Raw genomic sequence first — 21,400 nt, 5'->3', positions numbered from 1 at the left:
TGTCAAATTTGTTGAATATTAGCTATTTAATAATGACAGAGGTCATTTTTAGAAATGACGTTCGGCAATTCTATATCCCGAACTACGTTAGTAATTAGTCTTTTCATGAGAATAGTTTAGTTAAAATCCATTCGTCCAAATAAAAATTCAAATTTATTTTGCACTATTAACTATATATCGTAATATTGCAATATACAAGTTATGGGACTTACAAGATCAGAAATATTCACCGACGAGCAGAACCAGCTTTCAACTTTGCTAAAAGCAATTGCGCACCCTGCCCGTATTGCCATCCTGCAAAGGATTATCATCTCCAACTCCTGCATCTGCGGTGATCTGGTCGATGAACTTGGACTGGCCCAGGCCACAATTTCACAACATCTAAAAGAACTCAAAACAAGTGGAATTATACAAGGTACCATTGAGGGAGTGAGTGTTTGTTATTGCATCAACCCTAAAACATGGAGCCTATTGGGAGAAATCTTGGGAGAGTTTCTGAGTTCCTATAAAGGGGCAACAGACTGTTGCTGACCCTTTTTTAAATCATTCAATCGTTAAATTGCAATAATACTTTAAAACCTGAAATTATGAAACTATCTGAAATTAAAGAGATCCTTACCAGCGCCGAAAGTGTAAATTTTAAACTCGAAAATGGGGGTTTCGTACCTGAACATTTCCACATAACAGAAGTAGGGATAATTACTAAGGATTTTATCGACTGCGGCGGAACAGTGCGCCATGAAAAGGTAGCCAACTTCCAGTTATGGGATGCCAATGATTTTGAACACCGACTAAAAGCAGGAAAATTGTTGAACATTATCAAGCTTTCAGAAAAAGTACTGGGAATGGAAGATGCCGAAATAGAAGTGGAATACCAAAACGGCACTATTGGCAAATATGACTTGGATTTTAACGGAAATCATTTTATATTGAAGAACAAAACTACCGCGTGCCTGGCTAACGATGCTTGTGGCATTCCATCAGAAAAACTAAAGAAAAGTTTGTCGGAACTGCCTGTAAATAATGTTTGTACGCCTGGGGGCGGATGTTGCTAAGATTGATTCTTTATGTTTTCTAGGCTCATTGCTACAGGTCATTCGAAAACCACCATCCTCATACGTTTAATGGTGGGCGCAGTTTTCCTTTCAGAAGGTATCCAGAAATTTTTATTTCCCGCGTTAAGGGGTGCAGGCAGATTTGAGAAAATCGGATTGCCATTTCCTGAATTTCTGGGAGATTTTGTGGGCGTATCCGAAATTATTTGCGGAGCTTGTGTCTTACTCGGTCTGCTTACCCGATTAATGAGCATTCCGCTAATCATCATTATGCTGGTTGCAATTTCCACTACTAAAGCAGATTTATTGGCCAATCAGGGATTTTGGGAAATGCTGCACGGAAGCCGTACCGATTGGGCCATGCTTTTGGGGAGCTTATTTTTATTGGTTAAAGGTGGTGGCTCCTGGTCATTGGATAAAAAGTTGACAAATAATGCCAGTTAAAGTCAATATAAAAGAAATCATCCAGTTGTTCCTGAAGCTTGGCTTCATTGGTTTTGGTGGACCGGTAGCTCACATAGCCATGATGCAACAGGAAGTGGTAATAAAAAGAAATTGGATGAGCGAGCAGCACTTTCTGGATCTGCTGGGAGCTACCAATCTTATCCCCGGGCCCAATAGCACCGAAATGGCGATACATATTGGTTACGATAAAGGCGGCTGGAGAGGTTTATTGGCTGCGGGTTTATGTTTTATTCTACCTGCGGTTTTCATAACAGGTATATTGGCCTTCTTTTATCACCAATACGGAAAACTACCCCTGCTGCAGCCCTTTATTTATGGAATTAAACCCGCCATTATTGCGATCATTATCGGAGCAGTTTTCCCATTAGCACGGAAATCAGTCAAATCAACATTCCTGGCAATTATGGGAATTGTTGTCTTGGTCCTGTCTTTGTTTAGTATGAATGAGATTTTTTTAATGTTTGGTGCGGGAGTATTAGCTATTTTGTTATTTTATGTTAAAAGCCGAAGGACAAACTCCTTGCAAAGTATTGCTGCTTTTGTGTTGCTGCAAATTGGCATCACAAATTTCTTTTCGGAAAGCAATCTCCGCCTGTTCTGGATTTTTTTGAAAATTGGTGCTATTCTTTATGGAAGCGGTTATGTGCTCTTCGCTTTTTTAGATACCGAACTGGTATCAACTGGTTTACTCACAAGGCAGCAGTTAATGGATGCTATTGCGGTAGGCCAGTTTACGCCTGGGCCGGTTTTTTCGTCAGTAACCTTTATCGGTTACCAAATCAATGGCGTTTCTGGAGCCGTATTATCCACCATCGCCATTTTTCTTCCCTCATTTGTATTGGTCGCTTTAATTAATCCATTAATGAAAAGGATGCGTCAATCTGGCTGGCTCTCCGCTTTCCTTGATGCGGTAAATGTGGCATCAATAGCCATTATAGTAGCTGTGTGCTTTCAAATGGGTAAAGAAACCATTACCGATTGGCGGACGATAGCGATTGCGATGACAAGTGCTTTCGTGGTATTCAGGTTCAAAAAGATCAATAGCGCATTCATCGTTTTGGGTGGGGCAATATTGGGCTTCGTATTGTATCAATTTTAAATATAATAATATGTATCAACCATTATCGGAAACAATTAAGCAGTTACAACCGCAAAATGTTAGTGACGAACGTAAAGCAGCATTACAGCCATTGATAGATTTTGTACAAGAGAAAATAACCAACATGCAGGAAGTAAATATCAATTTCATTTGCACGCATAATTCCCGCAGAAGCCACCTATCCCAGGCATGGGCACAGGCTGCTGCTGCCTATTACGGAATTAACAGTATTTTTTGTTACTCAGGTGGGACAGAGGCAACCGCGTTGTTTCCTGTGGTTGCCGAAACGTTGAAACAATCGGGATTTAATATTCAGGCCATCAGTGAAGGAAACAATCCCGTGTATGCCATAAAATATAGCGACAATCAGCATCCTGTCATCGGCTTCTCCAAAACTTATGACGACAAATTTAACCCCACAAGCGAATTTGCAGCCGTTATGACCTGTTCCCAGGCTGATGGAGGCTGTCCTTTCATAGCAGGAGCTGAAAAGCGTATTCCAATAACCTTTGATGATCCGAAATCATTTGATAATACCCCCCAACAGGCCGAAAAATATCAGGAAAGAAGTAGGCAGATTGCAACTGAAATGTGTTATGTATTTTCGCAAATTAACTAGCCATGTCATCAAATAATTGTGCACCAGCTGCTGAACGTAAGAAGCTCAGTTTTTTAGACCGTTATCTGACCTTATGGATAGTCTTGGCAATGGCTTTAGGTGTAGGAATAGGTTATTTTATTCCTTCTTCGGCAGGCTTTATCAATTCATTTTCAAGCGGTACAACCAATGTTCCGCTCGCCGTCGGACTGATTCTGATGATGTATCCACCCCTGGCTAAAGTCAAATATGAAAAAATGGGTGAAGTATTTCGAAATACTAAAGTTCTCGGCACTTCACTCTTCCTAAATTGGGTTATTGGTCCTGTACTTATGTTTGTGCTTTCTATCATATTTTTACACAATCATCCTCAATACATGATTGGATTGATCCTTATTGGCCTAGCCCGTTGTATCGCCATGGTGGTGGTATGGAATGAACTTGCAGAGGGCAACAGGGAATATGCAGCAGGTCTTATTGCCCTTAATAGCATTTTCCAGGTACTCCTGTACAGTGTGTATGCCTACCTTTTTATAACAGTGCTTCCTCCCCTGTTCGGGATTAATGGTATATCGGTGAACATTACCATAGCGGAAATTGCAAAAAGCGTAGGTCTTTACCTTGGTGTGCCTTTTGCCGCCGGGCTGATTAGCCGATATGGCCTTATTAAGCTCAAGGGTGAAAAATGGTTCCAGGAAAAATATATTTCATTTATTTCGCCTATAACACTTATTGCGCTTTTATTTACCATTGTAGTCATGTTCAGTTTGAAAGGTGAATTGATCGTGCAAATACCATTTGATGTAATCCGCATCGCTATTCCACTGCTTATCTACTTTGCTATGATGTTCATTGTCAGTTTTTTTGCAGGAAAGAAAATGGGTGCTGATTATTCGCAGAGTGCTTCAATCGCGTTCACAGCGGCAGGAAATAACTTTGAACTGGCAATAGCCGTGGCTATCGGGGTTTTTGGCATCAATAGCGGGCAAGCCTTTGTGGGCGTAATAGGTCCATTGGTAGAAGTCCCCGCGCTGATTGCACTAGTGAATGTTGCCTTTTGGCTTCGAAGAAAATATTATGGGATTGACAAAGTATCTTGATGATGATTCTTCGACGAACTCGTTGCCGTAAAGATCTTGAGCCCGGCAAAGGATGGAAGAGGTATATTACATCACGATGATCTTATCCAAGTTCTGAAGGGCTAAAACACCATTAACGAACTAAGTAGACTTGCTATATTTTTTGCACCCTTTTGGTAGGTCGGTAAAAACAAAAAGGCCGCTAACGTTTGCAGCCTTTTACATTTTGATAATGATTTTTGTGGTCCCGACGGGAATCGAACCCATATCTAAAGTTTAGGAAACTTCTATTCTATCCGTTGAACTACGGGACCGGCATTGAGACCGCAAATATATAAAATTATGCTTCACATTGCTAAAGCACTACCCGACAAAAATTTTAACACCTTTCGCCTTCATCAACCTGCTTAACTCGCCCTTTCCATGCCTTTTACGCATTTAAAGACATAAACCACCCCTAAAACCCGAAAACAACCTGCACTATAACCTTCCATATTTAAAGCTTGGTGCAAGCATGCAGACCATAGGACATACTATCCTTGAAGGGTTATAGCGGATTAGCCGACTCTGCCTCAAGTGCCCAAGTTTTAGTCCCCCTTTTGTTCGGGACAGGTTCCTATCTCTTTCGAGACTGCTTTAAGATAAATCTAAATAAAGTGAAAATTGAATCTAGTGTAAGTCCAGGTTTTTATAGCAAAAGTTGGACTTATATTGGACTCATACTGGACTCATATTGGACTCATCTGGAAAAAAGCACGAAGCAATCCCGAAGCAGAGGCGAAGCTATCTGTCCTATCCGTATCTCATCTGTATTGGCTCAAGCAGTCGAACGAAGCAGCTAATTTCTATTTAGTGCTTCTCTTCTTCATAGGCAATGCAAAGCAGAATTTCGAGCCTTTGCCAGGTTCGCTATTTACCCAAATCCGACCGTGTTCGCGCTTCACAATTTCTGCCGAGATATAGAGGCCCAAACCTAAACCAGGAAAGGTATGCTGCATATCGCCACTTACTCTATAAAACTGCTCGAAGACACGATTTAGCTTATCTCCAGCTATACCCACCCCAAAATCTTCCACACATAAGACAACTTCATTTTCCACTAGCTTGGTACCAATAACCACTTGGTCTGAATTGGGTGAATATTTGATGGCGTTGGTAATTAAATTGGTAATTACCTGCCCAATACGCTCCCTGTCTCCAAAAACAACCCCAATATCCTCCAAATTTTCTATCAAATGATGCTGTTCTGTCGTTCGCTGTAAATCTTCCACAATTTCTTGAACAAGTTCGTTAAATTCGAAATTCCGATCGTTAAACTGCAACTTGCCTGAGTTAATTTTAGTTACATCCAATAAATCTCCGATTAAACTGGTTAAGCGATTAATTTGTGCATCCATTTTACCGATCATAGAAGCTTCTTTTTCATCTCCCTTTTTGAGCAACATCCGCTCTAAAATTTGGGTATAGGCCTTTATACTGGTTACGGGTGTTTTTAGCTCGTGACTTGCGATACCAATAAAGTCGTCCTTTTGCTGCTGCAATAATTTTTGTTCGGTAATGTCTACGCAAGCGCCAATATAGCCTGTAAAAGCCCCATTATTATCGTATTGCGGCTTGCCCGTAGCAATACACCAATGGATAGTTCCATCCACATGAACAATCCTAAATTCTACCTCAAATAATTTTTGATGACGGGCAGCACTCACAAATTTCTGCTTTACCTTGTCGCTGGCATTATCTAACATCGAATCTAACCAGCCGTAACCCAACTGTGATTCGTAAGATAAGCCTATCCAGTCTAACCACGTCTGATTTACATAGGTAAGCTCACCTTTATCATTCGCCATCCATAAACCGGTTGGAGCTGCCATGGTAATATTTCTTAAGAGCTGTTCGCTATCTGCCAAGGCCTGCTTAGCTGCAAGTTCTGGCCGTTGATCTCTCATCACCGCCCCAATGCCAATAATTTCTCCCGTAACAGGGTCATCAATTCGGATGCAGTTGTTAAAAACCGGAAATACCTCTCCAGTTTGCAAATGCCTAACCATCATCCGCCCTGCCCATTGGCCCTTAGTCATAACGGTTGGCAATACTTCGTTTTTCACTAACTCAAAATCAGCTTGGGTATGTAATTGCGATATGGGTATCTTTGATACTTCGTCCTCGGTAGTGAAACCTAACAATTTACGCCCGGCTTCATTAATATACGAATTGGTGCCGTCCATATTGAGGATAGACATGAGATCTACACTGTTTGCTACCAAAGTAATCAGCTTCTGTTGCTCTTCTCTTGCTTTTCTCTGTTCAGTAATATCTATCGCCGTACCTAAAATTCTTACTGCTTTTAGTTCCCTGTCATAATATACTTTTCCTTCAATACGGGCCCAATGAATTGTTCGGTCAGGCCAAATAACGCGCGCATCATACAATAAGCTGCCCGTTTTTAATGCCTCCTCGTGTGCCCTCAAGCGTTGTGCTAAATCATCTTTATGAAAAACTTTAATATAAGCGTTTCTTGAAACGGGTTCCTCAAAACCAAATATGTTGGCAAATAAAACAGATGTAGTCATCTCTCCCGTAAGGAGATTAAGGTCAAAAGTGCCCAGGTCTACAGCATCAACTGCCAATCGTGCGCGCTCTTCAGCCTCTTCAATGAACTGTTTTGCCAGAACTTCTTCGGTTACCTCCGTTACCACTGCAATCACCCCGCTAATAGTCCCATCGTCTTCATAAAAAGGTTCGTACACAAAATTGAGGTAAACTGTTTCCAATACTCCATTCCTCATTAAAGGCGCTGCTGAAGCTTGGGCTTTAAAAGGAATGCCAGTTAAACGCACTTCATCGAGCAGTTGTTCATAACCTAAACCCTTCGCATGACTAAGCACATCAAAAACAGATTTTCCCAAAATTTCATCAACTGTTTTCCCATAAATTTCACATAAAGGTGGATTGATCAAGTCGACGATATAATCTGGACCTCTAAAAATGGCAATACCCACCGGCGCCTGCATAAAGGTAGCGTAAAGCTGCTTTCTCTGCTTTTTAAGCGCATCTGAAGTAGCCTGCTCGCGCTCCCTCAACTTATAAAACTCCGTCACATTGGTAGGACAATGGATAAAATAAATCACTTCTCCTTTAGCATCCAATATTGGGGTATTGGTAGTTGTCCAATAACGTTCTTCAAATTCGGCTGTTCCGCGTATAGGGATGTCATACCGATAATTACTCATGGTATGTGGCTTCTTAGTGAGTATAGCTTGCTCAAAAGAATAATAAGTACGCTCTATGTTTTTAGAAACCTCATCGGTTGGGTTTGCAGGAAAAACGTCGAACACCGATTTCCCTAACAAATCTGCTCGAGTGGTGTTGGTAACAGCCAGATAGGCATCGTTCACATCCAGCATTGTATAAATATTATCTGGTGCAACAATAAGCATGGCAAGCTGACTGTGGTAAAAAATAGCTTTGTATCCTTCTTCTGAGATCTGACTGAGCATGAATTTAACGTAGGTGATGTTGTTTTGCTAATTTATTAAAATTTTCAATATCGTTTGTTTTTTTTGGTAACTTAGTAGCTATGAATAAAGCTTTAAGCGCAACTTTAGTGCTGATTTGTATTCATCTAACTTGCCTCGATTCCAACTTTGCTCAGTCGACCAGCAAAACTAATAATCCAAGCGCCGATTATAGTACAGAATTGTTTTTCAATTCGGCTATAAAGCAACAATCACGTTTATACAATGGCGCGGCATTCTACGATTACCCCACGGTTGTTGAAGGTTCGGCAAATTTTCAAGATCTAAATACTTTCTCCACAGGCACAGTTGTATATCAAGACTTTAGATTCGAGAACGTTCCTTTGATGTACGATATATATCAAGACAAATTGATTTCCGTATTAGGTAAATATAATAAGTATAGTCTGGTTAGCGAAAAAGTCTCTGATTTTTATCTTAACGATCATCATTTTAAATATATAAAAGTAATTGACACCACCATCTCTGTTATTAGACCTGGCTTTTACGATTTAATACACGATGGTAAATCGAAGATTTACGTAAGAAGAACAAAAAACATGCAGTTCTCTCTTCAGAACAAAGTAGTAACCTATTATTTTGTTCCTAAAACCAGCTATTATATTGAAAGAGATCAGAAATATTCAACAATTAACGGAGAAAAATCATTTTTAAGCTTTTTTAAAGATAAAAAACCAGAACTGAAAAAGCTACTCAAAGAAAAAAAGATCAAGTTTAGAAAACAGCCCGATGAAGCCATGGTTCTTCTTGCCTCCTATTACGAAAGTTTAACTAATTAATATGCGCTTTTCCTGTTTCTATATCTGCTGCCTGCTTTTTCTAACCCTCAAATTAGCTGCGCAGCAAACTGATGGGCTTTATAGTGTCGACTACCGTCAGACCAAAGTAAGTTCGGTAGTTGCCGGTCTGGAAGCTAAAAGCGGCCTCCATTTTTACTATGACAAACTCTCGGTTGATAGCGTATTAATCACCGCAAAGGTTGACAGAAAGCCGCTCAATGTTGTACTAACCACTATCTTTCAAAACACAGAAATCAATTTTGTTATTCACGAAAAGAATATCTTTCTAACTAGGAATAAAAGCATCAAAGCCGAAATCGCCGAAGGTTACTATGCGGATCGTATAAAACGACCCCCAACCCAAAACGAGTTAGCTAAAACAATGGATTCAGATCTAGATGATCAAACAGAAAAGACGTTAAATGCAGTTACTCCAAATAAAATTTATGAAATCGGCATTAAATCCAATATCCTTAAAAAAGGAATCGGAATAGTAGCGGGCTACGTAAAAGACTTAAGATCTGAAGAACCTATTGAGGGAGCGGTGATATCCACGGCCGACTTTAAGATTAAGGCGGTATCAAATGAACAAGGTCTTTACTCCATTAGTCTTCCTTATGGTCCACACTTACTAAATGTAAAAGCAAGCGGTAATCGGGATTCAAAACGGCAGGTTGTTGTTTATGGAGACGGAAAACTCAATATAGAGTTGAGAGAAAAGGTGGTTTCCCTAAAAGAAGTAAAAATAGTGTCCAATAAAGCTTCCAATGTGAAAAGCTTAGAAATGGGAGTAAACAGGCTGGACATGAAAACCATCAAGAAGATTCCTGCGGTTTTTGGAGAGCCGGATATTTTGAGAGTGGTTTTAACATTGCCAGGCGTACAGTCCGTTGGCGAAGCAAGTACTGGTTTTAATGTAAGGGGCGGCTCAGCCGATCAGAATTTAATTCTATTAAATGACGCAACGGTTTACAACCCATCCCACTTTTTTGGCTTCTTCTCGGCATTTAACCCAGATATTGTAAAAGACGTACAATTATACAAAAGTACCATTCCCGAAAAATTTGGTGGGCGTTTAGCGTCAGTACTCGAAGTTACCAATAGAGAAGGCGATAAAAGTAAAATTACTGGAAGTGCTGGAATTGGCCTGCTCACCAGTCGCTTCAATATTGAAGGACCCATTGATAGCGGCAAAACTTCCTTTATTTTTGGAGGAAGAACTACCTATTCGAACTGGATGCTGAAGCTCCTTCCGGCCGAGTATGAAAAAAGTAAAGCTGATTTTCATGACTTTAACTTAGGGCTCAATCATCAGATCAACGAAAAACATACTATCTCTCTTTCAGCTTACTATAGTAAAGACAATTTTAAACTGAACAGCGATACCAATTATAATTATAACAATCGCAATGTTTCTCTTAAATGGAAACATTCCATCAATCAAAAGCTCAATGGAGCGCTTACACTTGCTTCCGATTTTTATGAGTATAACATAAAAAGCGATGTTAACCAAGTAAATGCCTATAAGTTAAACTTCAACATTAATCAAAGCACCTTGAAATATGACATGGTATATGCTTTGAACTCTAAACATACATTGAACTTTGGCATATCTTCGATTCATTATAAACTCAGTCCTGGTAATTTTACGCCACTCGGAAATGAGTCGCTTGTAGTTCCCGATATTGTACCTACAGAACAGGCATTAGAAAGCGCAATATTTATTGGAGATCAATTTGATGTAAGCAATGATTTCTCAATAAATGCCGGATTGCGATACTCATTTTATAATTACCTGGGGCCGCAGGTCATTCGCAATTACCCTTCAAATTTGCCTATTACAGAAGATAATCTACTTGGCACCACAACCTATGGAAAAAACAAGTTCATCAATAGTTATGGAGGCCCAGAAATAAGAGTGTCTGCGAGATATAACTTTAAGCCAGATCTTTCTGTGAAAGCTGCTTATAATACGTTAAGACAATACATCCACTTATTATCTAATACAACAGCTATTGCTCCTACTGATGTTTGGAAACTGAGCGATCCCAATATTAAACCTCAATTTGGAGACCAGGTTTCACTAGGGCTCTATAAGAATTTCGAAACACAGGGTTACGAAACCTCCGTTGAAGTTTATTATAAGAAACTAAAGGATTTCCTGGATTATAGAAGCGGGGCAAATCTGGTGTTAAACCAACACATCGAAACTGATTTGATTAGCACAAAGGGTAAAGCCTACGGTATTGAATTTCTAATAAAAAGAAATTATGGTAAGCTAAATGGCTGGATGAGCTATGCCTACTCAAGAACCCAATTAAAAATGGATGATATTACCATTGGACCTTTAGTGAATCGAGGTGAATATTATCCCGCAAACTACGATAAGCCCCATGCATTTAACTTCACCGGAAACTATCGTTTCAAACATCGATATAACCTATCTTTGAATTTAACCTATAGTACGGGAAGGCCAATAACACTTCCAATCGCTAAATTTAATTATGGAGGCAGTGAAAGAGTTTACTACGCCGACAGGAATGCTAACCGAATCCCTGATTACTTTAGATCCGATGTTTCGTTTAACATAGAAGGAAATCATAAAGTTCATCAACGTTTACATAACTCCTATACCATCGGTTTTTATAACCTAACAGGCCGTAAAAACCCGTATTCAGTTTATTATGTCCAAGAAGGTGGCGTAATAAGCGGATATAAACTATCTATTTTCGCATCAGTGATCCCATTCATCAACTATAACATAAAATTTTAACCATGAAGCGCTTTAATATATATTTGGTGGGCCTGGTATTAAGCTTAATAGGCTGTAAAGAACCATTTACACCAGAAACAACTTCAAAAAACAGCAACATCCTGGTAGTAGAGGGTTTTATTAATGCCGGTTTAGATTCTACGATAATTAAACTAAGTAGAACGGTGATTTTAACCAACAAAAATGTCATCAATCCTGAAACGGGTGCTACCCTAATTATAGAAACTTCAGCGAATGAAGCACGCACACTGGTAGAGAAAGAAAAGGGCTTGTATGTTACCTCTGCTTTGAACTTCGGCGTAAATAAAAAATACCGCCTCAAAATAAGAACGAATAAGGGGGCTAATTACGTTTCCGACTTTGTAGACGCAAGGGTAGCACCCCCTATAGATAGCGTAAATTATGTAGTAAAGCCCGAGGGCCTGCAACTATATGTAAATGCTAGCGACCCAGCTAATAATACACGCTACTACAGGTGGGAATATGAAGAATCATGGATTTTTTATTCGAGATATAATTCTTCATCGATTTGGAAGGGCGGGCCAATTGCAGTTGAGCGTTACCCCGAAGAGAGCATTTTTAAATGCTGGGGCAATGCAAAATCTAGCACCATATTACTTGGATCGTCGATAAAGCTTAGTAAAGATGTAATTCACTTAAGCCCTTTAACGGATATCGTTTCTTCATCGGAACGCCTAACCGAAAAATATAGCATTTTGGTCAAGCAATACGCACTTAATAAAGAAACTTATGAATTTTGGCAGAACCTTAAGAAAAACACCGAGAGTTTGGGTTCAATTTTCGATGTACTCCCTTCACAATTAACAGGGAACATCCGGAATGAAGCCGATGGATCCGAACCAGTAATAGGTTACATTAGCGCAGGAACAACACAGCAACGGCGAATCTTCATTGAGAAAAGTGATTTACCTAAATGGCAGGTTAAAGACCCATATGGTTGCATGCTCCCCGACACGGTTCCACTCTTTAGACAGAAGGATATATTCCCCGGTAATTTAATTGTGCCGATAGAGGCGATTTACAGCCCAGCCGGCTTTTTAATCGCACATTTAGCAAGCTCTCGGGCCTGTGTAGACTGCACGATAAGAGGAACCGTCAAAAAACCTATTTTTTGGCAATAAATTATGATCATGAATAGGATACATAGAAAATTGATTTTCATTTGCTTGTTACTAACGGCAACAACGGCACTAAAAGCGCAACAAGCACAGCAAGTACAAAATGCATTTGATGCCTATTATCAAAATACGTTTCAAGAAAAAATATTTGTACACACCGATAAAGAGCAATATATAACCGGCGAGTTAATGTGGTTTAAGATCTATAACGTAGATGCTTTCACCAATTTAACCTCCGATCTCAGCAAAGTAGCCTATATAGAGGTATTAGACCGGACAAACCAGCCTATTGTACAAGCAAAAATCGCTATTAAAGATGGCATTGGAAGCGGATCTGTTTATATTCCATTAACCGCTGTTAATGGCAATTTCAAGCTCAGAGCCTATACTAACTGGATGCAGAATTTTGGGCCAAATCATTTTTTCGAGAAACAAATTACCATCATCAATCCCTTGAGCGATCCGGAAAAACCGGCGACGACTGCAGCAAACAATGATCTCCAGTTTTTTGCTGAAGGAGGAGACCTAATTGAAGGCGTTGCCAACAATATGGGTTTCAAAGCCGTAAATGCTGGTGGACTAGGAATCGCGATCAAAGGAGTAGTCATCAATCAAAAAAACGACACAGTAGCCAGATTTCAAACACTCAAATATGGAATCGGACAATTTAGATTCACGCCAGTAGCTAATCACACCTACAAAGCCATTGCAAGTACTGATCAAAAGGAAATTATCATTAAAGATTTGCCGACAGCCAAAAAGCAAGGTTATGCCTTATTGCTGGAGGAAAAAGAAAATGAAAGTTTGACGTTAACGGTTAATAGTAACTTCAGCGCACAAAATGTCTCGTTATTTATTCATCAGGGCAACAAAACTGCCTTGGCCGAAACTGCGCTGCTGAATAATGGAACAACTGTTTTCAAAGTAGATAAAACGAAGCTCGCCGAAGGGCTTTCACACCTAACCTTGTTTAATGAAGACGGCCAGGCTGTAGCAGAAAGATTATACTTTAAAAGACCAGGAAAAGCTTTAAAGATCGCAGCATATTCGGATTATTTAGCTTACAAACCACGCGAAAAAGTAAGTGTGACCATTAGTGCAAACGACGAAAAAAATCAACCCATCAAAGCCGATGTTTCTATAACCGTACGGAGAATTGATTCATTACAAGGAATGGATCAAAGTGATATAGTTAGCTATTTTTGGCTAAGCTCGGAATTAAAGGGAGATATTGAAGCGCCGAACTATTACTTCAAAAATCCAAATAAAGAAACGGATAGGGCGCTAGACAACCTACTGCTTACACAAGGTTGGCGGAGAATGGTATGGGATGATGTTTTAAACAAAAAACCTATGCTGAAGTTCCTTCCCGAGTTTAATGGCCATTTGGTAACCGGCAATATCCGGAAGAACAATTTTAATGAGGTTTACTTAACCATTTCTAATACCCATCAACAGTTTTATAATACATTGAGCGATAGTACCGGTCATTTTATATTTAACACGAAGGATTTTTATGGCCCTAATGAGATCATTGTACAGTCTAATCCTAACATAGATACGACCTCAGTTATTACGGTTCAAAGTCCATTTACAGAAAAATACAGTGACTTTGCCTATCCTATCCTAAACCTGCACCCTAGCCTCTTAAATGAATTGCAAAAGCATAGTTTTGGTATGCAGGTTCAGAACATCTATGTTGGAGACCAGCTTAAAAAATTTAGACCGATCAATACGGATACCATAAAATTTTATGGGAAACCCTATAAATCTTACAAACTAGATGATTATACGCGGTTTACGTTGATGGAAGATGTACTAAGGGAATACGTTAGAGAAACATTTATCACGAGGAGCCAAAAGCGTTTTGTGATAAACGTACTCGGGAAGCTTGCCCTATTAGAAGGGGAACCACTGGTGTTAGTAGATGGCGCTCCTTATTTTAATACAGATAGGGTGATGGAAATAGACCCCCGAAAGATAAAGAACTTAGACATTGTAAGGGATTACTATTATTACGGAGCAGGCATGTTTAATGGCATCCTTAATTTTACCAGTTATAAGCCAAATGTTGCGGCATTAGAGATTAGTCCGAATGCGGTGGTGTTAGATTATGAAGGAATGCAGTTGCAGCGGGAGTTTTATAGTCCGACTTATGAAACAGCAGAAAAAAAGAGCAGCCGACTTCCTGATTTCAGAAATCTATTATTTTGGTCACCAACCAATTTGATCAAAGAAAAAGGGATAGCCAAATTAGACTTCTACACGGCCGATCAAACTGGGACATATATAGGTGTAATCAATGGTTTATCTAACACAGGTGTTCCGGGAAACGGAGTGTTTAGGTTTGAGGTAAAATAGTGGAATGATTAATTCTTCGGATGATTTCTAAACAGGCCCTTCCATTATGGTAGGGGCATTTCCAAAAGCCAGCCTTGTTTTCCTTCATCAATTCGCCATCGGGATATCTTCCCCAGAACCACTCGCCGTGCTCTTTATCCTTTAAATTAGCCGTAATATAGGCCCAGCTTTTTATCGATTTATGCAAAAAGCTTATATCCCCACTTAACTGGTAGGCATTAAAAAACCCAACCATTGCTTCTGCCTGAGGCCACCAGTGTTTTTCCCGTATAGTATTGCCTGCAACAGGGTCATATTCATAATACATTCCTCCATCCACATCCACCCCATCTTGAACCGCAACTGCAATTGCAAGGGCTATTTTCTTAAACAATGTGATTTCCTCTAAATCGCCCAGGCTTTCGGCACATTCCTGCAATAACCATGCGGCCTCTATATCATGTCCGTAAGAAATGAGGGTTGATTGGGGATGCCAGTTGGAGGCAAAAAACAAGCTTAATCGATCGTCAATAATTATATGTGTCTTAAATACAAAAAGTAGCTGCTTAATAGCCTTTTGCAGATGCTCGTCTTTCCAGCAACAATATAAGTTAGCATAGGCCTCTATAATATGCAGATGAGTATTCATGGATTTCTCTACATTTAAATCCTTATCGCTTAACCTTAAGTCTCTCAGCCCACCCCAAGCTTGATCAAATGCCTCAATATAACCCAAATGAACGGGATCAAAACTATGTTTTTCAATTAATGTAAAGGTCTCTTTAGCCATTTCAAGTGCTTTTCCATCTCCGCTAGCCTTATAGTATTCCGAAAGTCCATAAATCGCAAATGCTTGCCCGTAGATTTGCTTTTTCCCATCCAACACCTCGCCATTGGGGTAAAGCGACCAGTAAAACCCACCATTTAATGAGTCGTAAAAGTAAGTGGAAAGATATTCGAATGCGCGCCTAGCAATTGCCAGGTCTTCTTTATTTGCCTTAAGCAGATAAGCCGCAGAGAAGGTCCACAGAATTCTGCTATTGAGCACAATTCCTTTCGGCTCTTCAGCTATAGCTTTGTTACGGTTCGTAACTTCGCCATAAAATCCGCCTTGCGCATGATCAACTGCATAAGTTTTCCACCAACTAAGTAAGGCATCCAATTCCTTATCAACCGTTTTACTGTACGCTGCTAATTGCTCCTTTGTATCGTTCATCTCTAAAAGCCACATCTAAGCGACTACACAAGTTTAGCTGTTTCATTAAGTTTATAATTGCTAGTTATAAGCTGTTGAATTGTTTGTACAGAAGTTGCTGATCGTAAACCATCTGCCGGATTATTCATCACATAATCCAACAACTGGGCGATGGAACTCGTTGCCACATGCATGCGGGTATCAGACGAGGCATAGTAAATATAAACCGCGCCACCCGGCTCTACAATCCACCCATTGCAAAAAACCACATTCGACACATCGCCTATACGTTCTTCTCCCTCCGGAGCCAAAAAGTATCCTGCGGGCTTATGGGTAACCTTGGTTACATCGTTTAAGTCTGTTAAAAACATATAAAGCACGTATCTTAGTCCGGCCGCGGTATTACGAACGCCATGTGCCAAATGTAACCAACCTTTGCCAGTTTTTATAGGCGCCGGACCTAAACCATTTTTTGCTTCGTAAACCGTGTGGTAAACCTTTTTATCAATTACAATTTCCTCACGGATGCTTGCATTTTCAATACTGTCCGACAAGCCAAATCCAATGCCACCCCCATTTCCTGCTTCTACAAAACCATCTTGTGGGCGTGTATAAAAAGCGTACTTATTATCTACAAATTCCGGGTGCAACACTACATTCCTCTGCTGTGGTGATGGCGTTTTTAAATCTGCCAAGCGTTGCCAATTAACCAAATCCTTTGAACGGATAATACCACATTGCGCTATGGCGGCCGATTGATCTCCGGCACTGGCAGCAGGATCTCTACGTTCGGTACAAAATAAGCCATAAACCCATCCATCTTCATGAGCTACCAAACGCATGTCGTATACATTCGTATCGGGCTCGTCAGTTTCGGGTATGGCGACCGGATAATCCCAAAAACGAAAATTATCGATGCCATTTGGACTTTCGGCAATGGCAAAAAATGATTTCCTATCAATCCCTTCTACCCTAGCAATCAATAAAAACTTATCACCCCATTTAATGGCTCCCGCATTTAAAACGGCGTTGATTCCAAAACGCTCCATCAAAAACGGATTGGTTGCTGGGTTAAGGTCGTATTTCCAGGTATAAGGAACATGACCCGCTGTTAAAATAGGATTTTTATAACGATAATATAGACCATTATGGGGTACAACCGGTACATTCCTCTTTCTTAAAAGTTCTTCTTGTCTAACTGCCATGTCGGCTATGCGTTCTTCGAAATTTATATCCATATGCTTAATCTTCTAATCTATTCCACCAAGTTCTTTTCAAAACAAAAATAATGACACCCAATAGGGCAACTGTGATTGCTAATGGACTATACATGCCCATAATAAGGTACATCGGGAAAACTGTAAGACACAACTGTGCCACAATACCCAGTGCTACATTCGACATATCGAGAGCAAAGCCTTTGTTGGCTTTAAAAGATGGATTATCCTTAACTACAAGTTCGTGTATAGGTTTCCAAAACCCCCATGGCCTTACATTCCCATAAAACGACTTGAGTACGCTTATATCCGTTGGAGGTGCGGCATAGGTGCCAATTATACATCCGATCAACGAGAGTACAAATAATAATGGCCACCAATAAAGGGGTAAGCCCGTGGTTACATAAGGCATGAGTAGTGCCGAGATGACCCCCACTGCCATTCCATAGAAAAATCCATTCGCATTAAAGCGCCACCAATACCATTTCAAGCAATTTGCCGCAACATAGCCCCCATATAAACCACCCACAATCCATTGCAGAATATTATTCACGTCTCTTGCTAAAAAGCCAAAAAACACGCCTACAACTACAACAACTAAACCCGACAGGTAATTCATGCGCATTACCTTTTTATTGCTTGCATTTTTATTGATGTATTTTAAGTAAATATCATTAACAATATAGGCTTGTGCGGCATTTAAAGTCCCACTAAAAGTGCCCATAAAAGCGCCTAGTAGGCCGGTTAAGACTAAACCCAGCACCCCAACAGGCAGAAAATTATTGATGGTAGCGGGTAAAATCCGTTCAAAATCTGTTACCCCATCAGGCCCTTTTAAGTAGAGCTGGTTGTAGTATAACAATGCCAACACCGTTAAACCGGTAATCATCGAATAACGGATTGGCAATAAAATAATACTAACAAAACCAGTCATTTTACTGGCTTCCTTTGGACTGCGGGTACTGAGCACCTTCTGCATATCGTAGTTTGGTGCCGGACCAGCCAAAGAGGCAAAAACGCCTTTCATCAGCATCATCATAAAAAACAAGCCGAATAAGCTATACCCATCATCTGCAATCTTCTTATTCGCATCTGCCGCAATCTTGCTCCAGTCTAAGTCGAGCTTCCAGCTAAAAAATGGATCATCCCATCCTTTAGGCACATTTAAGCTTTGTCCTTGCAAATGTTGCACAGCAATAACCCCTATACAAATACACGCAATTGTCATGATCGCATATTTAATGGCATCACCCAGTACGATGCTATGCAGTCCGCCCAAAATAGAATAGAACATGGCAAATAGCGTAAATACAATCCCATAAAAATGTGGTACATATTTTTCGGTTATCTCGAAAGGTACATAAGCTTTAACAACTTCCCAGGGGATAAAAACTTGCATAAATTTACCTAGGCCTACAAAACCATAGGCTAAAAATCCCAAACAGCTAATCAATGCAAAGGCAATCACGATCATATGCGAGCCCAATACCCCCTTGCCAGTTAAACCAAACCGCGTTTGCAACCACTCCGCGCCTGTGTTGGCATTAGATCGCCTAAGCCATTTAGACAAAAACATCATCATAAACACTTGGTTAAATACAGGCCATAGCCAAGGTATCCAAATGCTTTTTAAGCCGTATACAAAGCAGAGGGCAACCATCCACATCGTGCCACTAATGTCGAACATATCGCTGGCGTCGCTTAAGCCAAGCATATACCAAGGTAGCTTTTTACCACCCAAAAGATAGCTTTCCTTGTCTTGTTTAGCTTTATTACGCATGTAAATACCAATCAGCACCATGGTAACCAGGTAAGCAACTAAAATTGAAATATCGATCAGTTGTAATTTCATGTATTTAATATTGGTAAATGTTCTTCTTTCTTGTTGTTTTTTCAAAAATTACCCTTGGGATCTGATAAAACTTCTCAAAATCTTGTTCAGAAACCTGCCCTTTGTAAGGCGCATAATAGTGCATCTTCTTGATCGATTCCATGTAGCCCTGGTTTCGCCAAACCAATACGTAGCTGATAGGGATATCCTTAACAATTGGCCATAAAGTTTTTGTCCACCATTGTGGGTCGGGCACTGCTTCATATCCTGTTTCGGCGAAGGCTGATAATTTGTTCTTTGCTTTGGCAAGTCTTACCAAAATCTCGAGCTCTGCCCGTGTGGATGTAATAAATGCTTGGCTATTGGCTGTAAACTGGTATTTATCGAAGCTTAGAACATCCGCCATGTCGTCCCCTGGGTATTTCTCAAGGAACTCCGTTTCGTCGGCAAAACTATTGGTGTTATAGACAATGATGAGATTGTGCAATCCTTGTTCATTTCGCAAGTAATTGATTGTAAATTTCCAGAGATTTATAAACTCTTCGGGTGTTGTTTTATTTTTGCCCCACCAAAACCAGTCGCCATTTAGCTCATGAAACGGCCTGAAAAGCAACGGAATAGATTCCCCCTTTGCACCTTTCAGGCTTCTCATAAATGACGCAGCCCTATCTAACCAGGTTTTAAACAGCTCATGCTTTACTCCGCCAGGTAAAATAGCTGCTACTGTTCGCTGGGTGGTATCCCAGGTTGAACCTCCTGTTAAAGGATTATCTAAATGCCAACTTAACGTAATTACGCCCCCGCGGCTATACCCTTCTCTAATAAATTGTCTCATTTTATCGAAAGGAATTCCGTCAAGGTTCTGAGAAGCCCTTTTCTCTATATGACCTAAATCCCAACCGTACACTGCCGGATAATCGTTTACTATATCCTTTATGTCGCTCCGTTTGGCTTTGTATTTCCAATTTACGCCGTATGCAAGATCATCTTGATGCCCGAATAGTATGTGTTTTCCGCTTAGTAAATGCAAATTTCTATAAAGCGCTACGGTTTCCTTTGTCGCTTTCGGATCTACCAACTGCTGTGCCTTTACCTGGCCAAAAAATGCGACAAAGAATACGACGAAAAAGATCTTGATAATGCTCATATTTATTTCTTTACAGGCAATGCATCTTGAATTGGTTTGCCTATCTCGTGGCCATTTTCGAAGGTAACCCCTAAAAGTGCCGCAATGGTTTGTGCAATTTGGTTTTGATATAATTGTCCTTTTTGCTTAACCTCACCTAAAACCTTTGTATCAGGGCCCATGATTGCAAAAAAGATTTCATTGCTATGTTCTACGGTGTGATAATGGTGTTGCCAGTTATCTCCGTAACCTCTGCCATGGTCTTCCGTGATGATAAAAGTTGTTTGATCTTTATAAAATGGATCACTCTGCATATAATTCCAAAGATCGGCGATCATTTTATCATTGTAATTAGCTGCATCCAGGTAAAAGTCGTATCGTCCATCGTGTGCCAATGCATCAGTTTCAATAAAACTAAGTTGTAATACCCGAGGATGATTTAATCTTACGTGTTCTTTAGCAAATGAATAGGTGATCCCATCATGTCGCTCACCCATTCCGTAATCTTTCGGAAGCCACCACATTAAATCATTCAATGTTTTTTGTACCTCGCTGAGTTTATCTCCTTTTACATTGTTAAAACCTGAATTTATTGGAAATCCAGATCGTTCGGCATTCAAGATTTTATAGAAAGCGTCCCAACTAGTAAAGGTTGCGACTTTGTCTTTAAATTCTGGGCGTTTATTTAAAAACTCCAACACATTAATGTTATGATTTGGGGGGTGTGCGTTTGAATTAATCAAAGAATCGGGATAGCCTGTAAAAATCTCATTATAGCCGGGAAAAGAAAACCAAAATTTATTCTTTACGTCAACTTTATTTCCAAAATTGCGGTTGCCGTGAATCTGTCCCTGCTTGGCCACGGAATTCCACATAAAAGGCATCAATTTGGTTCTACGCTCTTCCGTATCTTTACCCCAGTATTTTCTAACTCTCCAGGCGGAGTCCTGTTTTGTAAATTTCTTTCCAAAGAGATTCAACGAATCTGCTCCTTCAAAAAGCTCTTTCCATCGAAAGCCGTCAAACGTGATGATTACCACGTTCTTAGTCTTTATTTCCTGAGCTATTGCAGGTTTAACGCTCAACAATAGCATTACTGTCATTGCAAGGCACGAAGTAATCCACTGCTTTAAGATTGCTTCGTGCCTCGCAATGACGATTTTCAAGT

16 protein-coding genes and 1 tRNA gene are annotated in these 21,400 nt (G+C 40.1%); 10 read left to right on the top strand and 7 right to left on the bottom strand.

Translation table 11 applies throughout. The features are described from left to right. Positions 1-201 precede the first annotated feature (201 nt). The 6 genes from BM207_RS10455 to arsB are packed head-to-tail and all read left to right on the top strand — an operon-like array spanning position 202 to position 4,317. Positions 202-531 carry an ArsR/SmtB family transcription factor gene (locus tag BM207_RS10455; protein WP_090993707.1) on the top strand — a complete coding sequence of 110 codons (330 nt, stop codon included), beginning with the start codon at positions 202-204 and terminating at the stop codon, positions 529-531. Between the two features lie 56 nt (positions 532-587). After that, positions 588-1,055: a DUF6428 family protein gene (locus BM207_RS10450; RefSeq protein ID WP_090993705.1), complete on the top strand. Its 468-nt coding sequence runs from the start codon at positions 588-590 to the stop codon at positions 1,053-1,055. Positions 1,056-1,067: 12 nt separating this feature from the next. Then, positions 1,068-1,499 carry a DoxX family protein gene (locus BM207_RS10445; RefSeq protein WP_090993703.1) on the top strand — a complete coding sequence of 144 codons (432 nt, stop codon included), beginning with the start codon at positions 1,068-1,070 and terminating at the stop codon, positions 1,497-1,499. After that, complete coding sequence (gene chrA / locus BM207_RS10440) at positions 1,489-2,619, top strand: chromate efflux transporter (RefSeq protein WP_090993702.1); 1,131 nt, start codon at positions 1,489-1,491, stop codon at positions 2,617-2,619. Before BM207_RS10445 ends, chrA begins: the two co-directional genes overlap by 11 nt. Positions 2,620-2,629: 10 nt before the next feature. Further along, positions 2,630-3,238, top strand: a complete 609-nt coding sequence (locus tag BM207_RS10435) for a low molecular weight phosphatase family protein (protein ID WP_090993699.1) — start codon at positions 2,630-2,632, stop codon at positions 3,236-3,238. 2 nt (positions 3,239-3,240) lie between these two features. Then, positions 3,241-4,317 (top strand): ACR3 family arsenite efflux transporter, encoded by a 1,077-nt coding sequence (gene arsB, locus BM207_RS10430; protein WP_090993698.1) that lies wholly within the window; start codon positions 3,241-3,243, stop codon positions 4,315-4,317. Between the two features lie 221 nt (positions 4,318-4,538). Here arsB and BM207_RS10425 read toward each other — a convergent pair. Together BM207_RS10425 and BM207_RS10420 are read right to left on the bottom strand one after the other, a co-directional pair. Then, a tRNA-Arg gene (locus BM207_RS10425) sits at positions 4,539-4,610 on the bottom strand. A gap of 531 nt (positions 4,611-5,141) precedes the next feature. Next, positions 5,142-7,793, bottom strand: coding sequence for a PAS domain S-box protein (locus tag BM207_RS10420; protein ID WP_090993696.1), 2,652 nt, complete (start codon positions 7,791-7,793; stop codon positions 5,142-5,144). An 80-nt stretch (positions 7,794-7,873) separates the two neighbouring features. Between BM207_RS10420 and BM207_RS10415 the strand changes: the two genes are divergently transcribed. The 4 genes from BM207_RS10415 to BM207_RS10400 are packed head-to-tail and all read left to right on the top strand — an operon-like array spanning position 7,874 to position 14,884. After that, entirely contained in the window at positions 7,874-8,611 is a 738-nt protein-coding gene (locus tag BM207_RS10415; protein ID WP_090993694.1) for a hypothetical protein, read from the top strand. A gap of 1 nt (position 8,612) precedes the next feature. Then, positions 8,613-11,384: a TonB-dependent receptor gene (locus BM207_RS10410; RefSeq protein WP_090993692.1), complete on the top strand. Its 2,772-nt coding sequence runs from the start codon at positions 8,613-8,615 to the stop codon at positions 11,382-11,384. A 2-nt stretch (positions 11,385-11,386) separates the two neighbouring features. Then, the gene (locus BM207_RS10405; protein ID WP_090993690.1) at positions 11,387-12,526 is read left to right on the top strand and encodes a DUF4249 domain-containing protein; all 1,140 of its coding nucleotides are present in this window, start codon (positions 11,387-11,389) and stop codon (positions 12,524-12,526) included. Between the two features lie 9 nt (positions 12,527-12,535). Next, on the top strand, positions 12,536-14,884 hold the full coding sequence (locus tag BM207_RS10400; RefSeq protein ID WP_090993688.1) for a hypothetical protein: 2,349 nt from the start codon (positions 12,536-12,538) through the stop codon (positions 14,882-14,884). Here BM207_RS10400 and BM207_RS10395 read toward each other — a convergent pair. Genes BM207_RS10395 through BM207_RS10375 form a run of 5 tightly spaced genes read right to left on the bottom strand, consistent with a single transcriptional unit; the run spans position 14,865 to position 21,398 of the window. Next, positions 14,865-16,079: an AGE family epimerase/isomerase gene (locus tag BM207_RS10395; protein WP_090993948.1), complete on the bottom strand. Its 1,215-nt coding sequence runs from the start codon at positions 16,077-16,079 to the stop codon at positions 14,865-14,867. The genes BM207_RS10400 and BM207_RS10395 overlap by 20 nt on opposite strands. Positions 16,080-16,102: 23 nt before the next feature. Beyond that, complete coding sequence (locus BM207_RS10390) at positions 16,103-17,296, bottom strand: glycoside hydrolase family 130 protein (RefSeq protein ID WP_090993686.1); 1,194 nt, start codon at positions 17,294-17,296, stop codon at positions 16,103-16,105. Positions 17,297-17,300: 4 nt separating this feature from the next. Then, complete coding sequence (locus BM207_RS10385) at positions 17,301-19,127, bottom strand: sodium:solute symporter family protein (RefSeq protein WP_090993946.1); 1,827 nt, start codon at positions 19,125-19,127, stop codon at positions 17,301-17,303. Between the two features lie 4 nt (positions 19,128-19,131). Further along, complete coding sequence (locus BM207_RS10380; protein ID WP_245768077.1) at positions 19,132-20,253, bottom strand: glycoside hydrolase family 26 protein; 1,122 nt, start codon at positions 20,251-20,253, stop codon at positions 19,132-19,134. Positions 20,254-20,255: 2 nt separating this feature from the next. After that, positions 20,256-21,398: an alkaline phosphatase family protein gene (locus tag BM207_RS10375; protein WP_245768076.1), complete on the bottom strand. Its 1,143-nt coding sequence runs from the start codon at positions 21,396-21,398 to the stop codon at positions 20,256-20,258. Positions 21,399-21,400: the final 2 nt, after the last annotated feature.

The organism is Pedobacter insulae, assembly GCF_900113525.1.
GTDB classification, from domain to species: Bacteria; Bacteroidota; Bacteroidia; order Sphingobacteriales; family Sphingobacteriaceae; genus Pedobacter; species Pedobacter insulae.
Note: the sequence above shows the minus strand (reverse complement) of the source record. Positions and strands in the feature narration are given on the sequence as shown.

What these genes read in the sequence shown, in the direction of transcription:
- BM207_RS10380 (WP_245768077.1), bottom strand. Translation starts at nt 20,253, where the DNA reads ATGAGCATTATCAAGATCTTTTTCGTCGTATTCTTTGTCGCATTTTTT.
- BM207_RS10455 (WP_090993707.1), top strand. Translation starts at nt 202, where the DNA reads ATGGGACTTACAAGATCAGAAATATTCACCGACGAGCAGAACCAGCTT.
- BM207_RS10385 (WP_090993946.1), bottom strand. Translation starts at nt 19,127, where the DNA reads ATGAAATTACAACTGATCGATATTTCAATTTTAGTTGCTTACCTGGTT.
- BM207_RS10395 (WP_090993948.1), bottom strand. Translation starts at nt 16,079, where the DNA reads ATGAACGATACAAAGGAGCAATTAGCAGCGTACAGTAAAACGGTTGAT.
- BM207_RS10420 (WP_090993696.1), bottom strand. Translation starts at nt 7,793, where the DNA reads ATGCTCAGTCAGATCTCAGAAGAAGGATACAAAGCTATTTTTTACCAC.
- chrA (WP_090993702.1), top strand. Translation starts at nt 1,489, where the DNA reads ATGCCAGTTAAAGTCAATATAAAAGAAATCATCCAGTTGTTCCTGAAG.
- BM207_RS10435 (WP_090993699.1), top strand. Translation starts at nt 2,630, where the DNA reads ATGTATCAACCATTATCGGAAACAATTAAGCAGTTACAACCGCAAAAT.
- BM207_RS10405 (WP_090993690.1), top strand. Translation starts at nt 11,387, where the DNA reads ATGAAGCGCTTTAATATATATTTGGTGGGCCTGGTATTAAGCTTAATA.
- BM207_RS10450 (WP_090993705.1), top strand. Translation starts at nt 588, where the DNA reads ATGAAACTATCTGAAATTAAAGAGATCCTTACCAGCGCCGAAAGTGTA.
- BM207_RS10445 (WP_090993703.1), top strand. Translation starts at nt 1,068, where the DNA reads ATGTTTTCTAGGCTCATTGCTACAGGTCATTCGAAAACCACCATCCTC.
- BM207_RS10390 (WP_090993686.1), bottom strand. Translation starts at nt 17,296, where the DNA reads ATGGATATAAATTTCGAAGAACGCATAGCCGACATGGCAGTTAGACAA.
- BM207_RS10410 (WP_090993692.1), top strand. Translation starts at nt 8,613, where the DNA reads ATGCGCTTTTCCTGTTTCTATATCTGCTGCCTGCTTTTTCTAACCCTC.
- BM207_RS10400 (WP_090993688.1), top strand. Translation starts at nt 12,536, where the DNA reads ATGAATAGGATACATAGAAAATTGATTTTCATTTGCTTGTTACTAACG.
- BM207_RS10415 (WP_090993694.1), top strand. Translation starts at nt 7,874, where the DNA reads ATGAATAAAGCTTTAAGCGCAACTTTAGTGCTGATTTGTATTCATCTA.
- arsB (WP_090993698.1), top strand. Translation starts at nt 3,241, where the DNA reads ATGTCATCAAATAATTGTGCACCAGCTGCTGAACGTAAGAAGCTCAGT.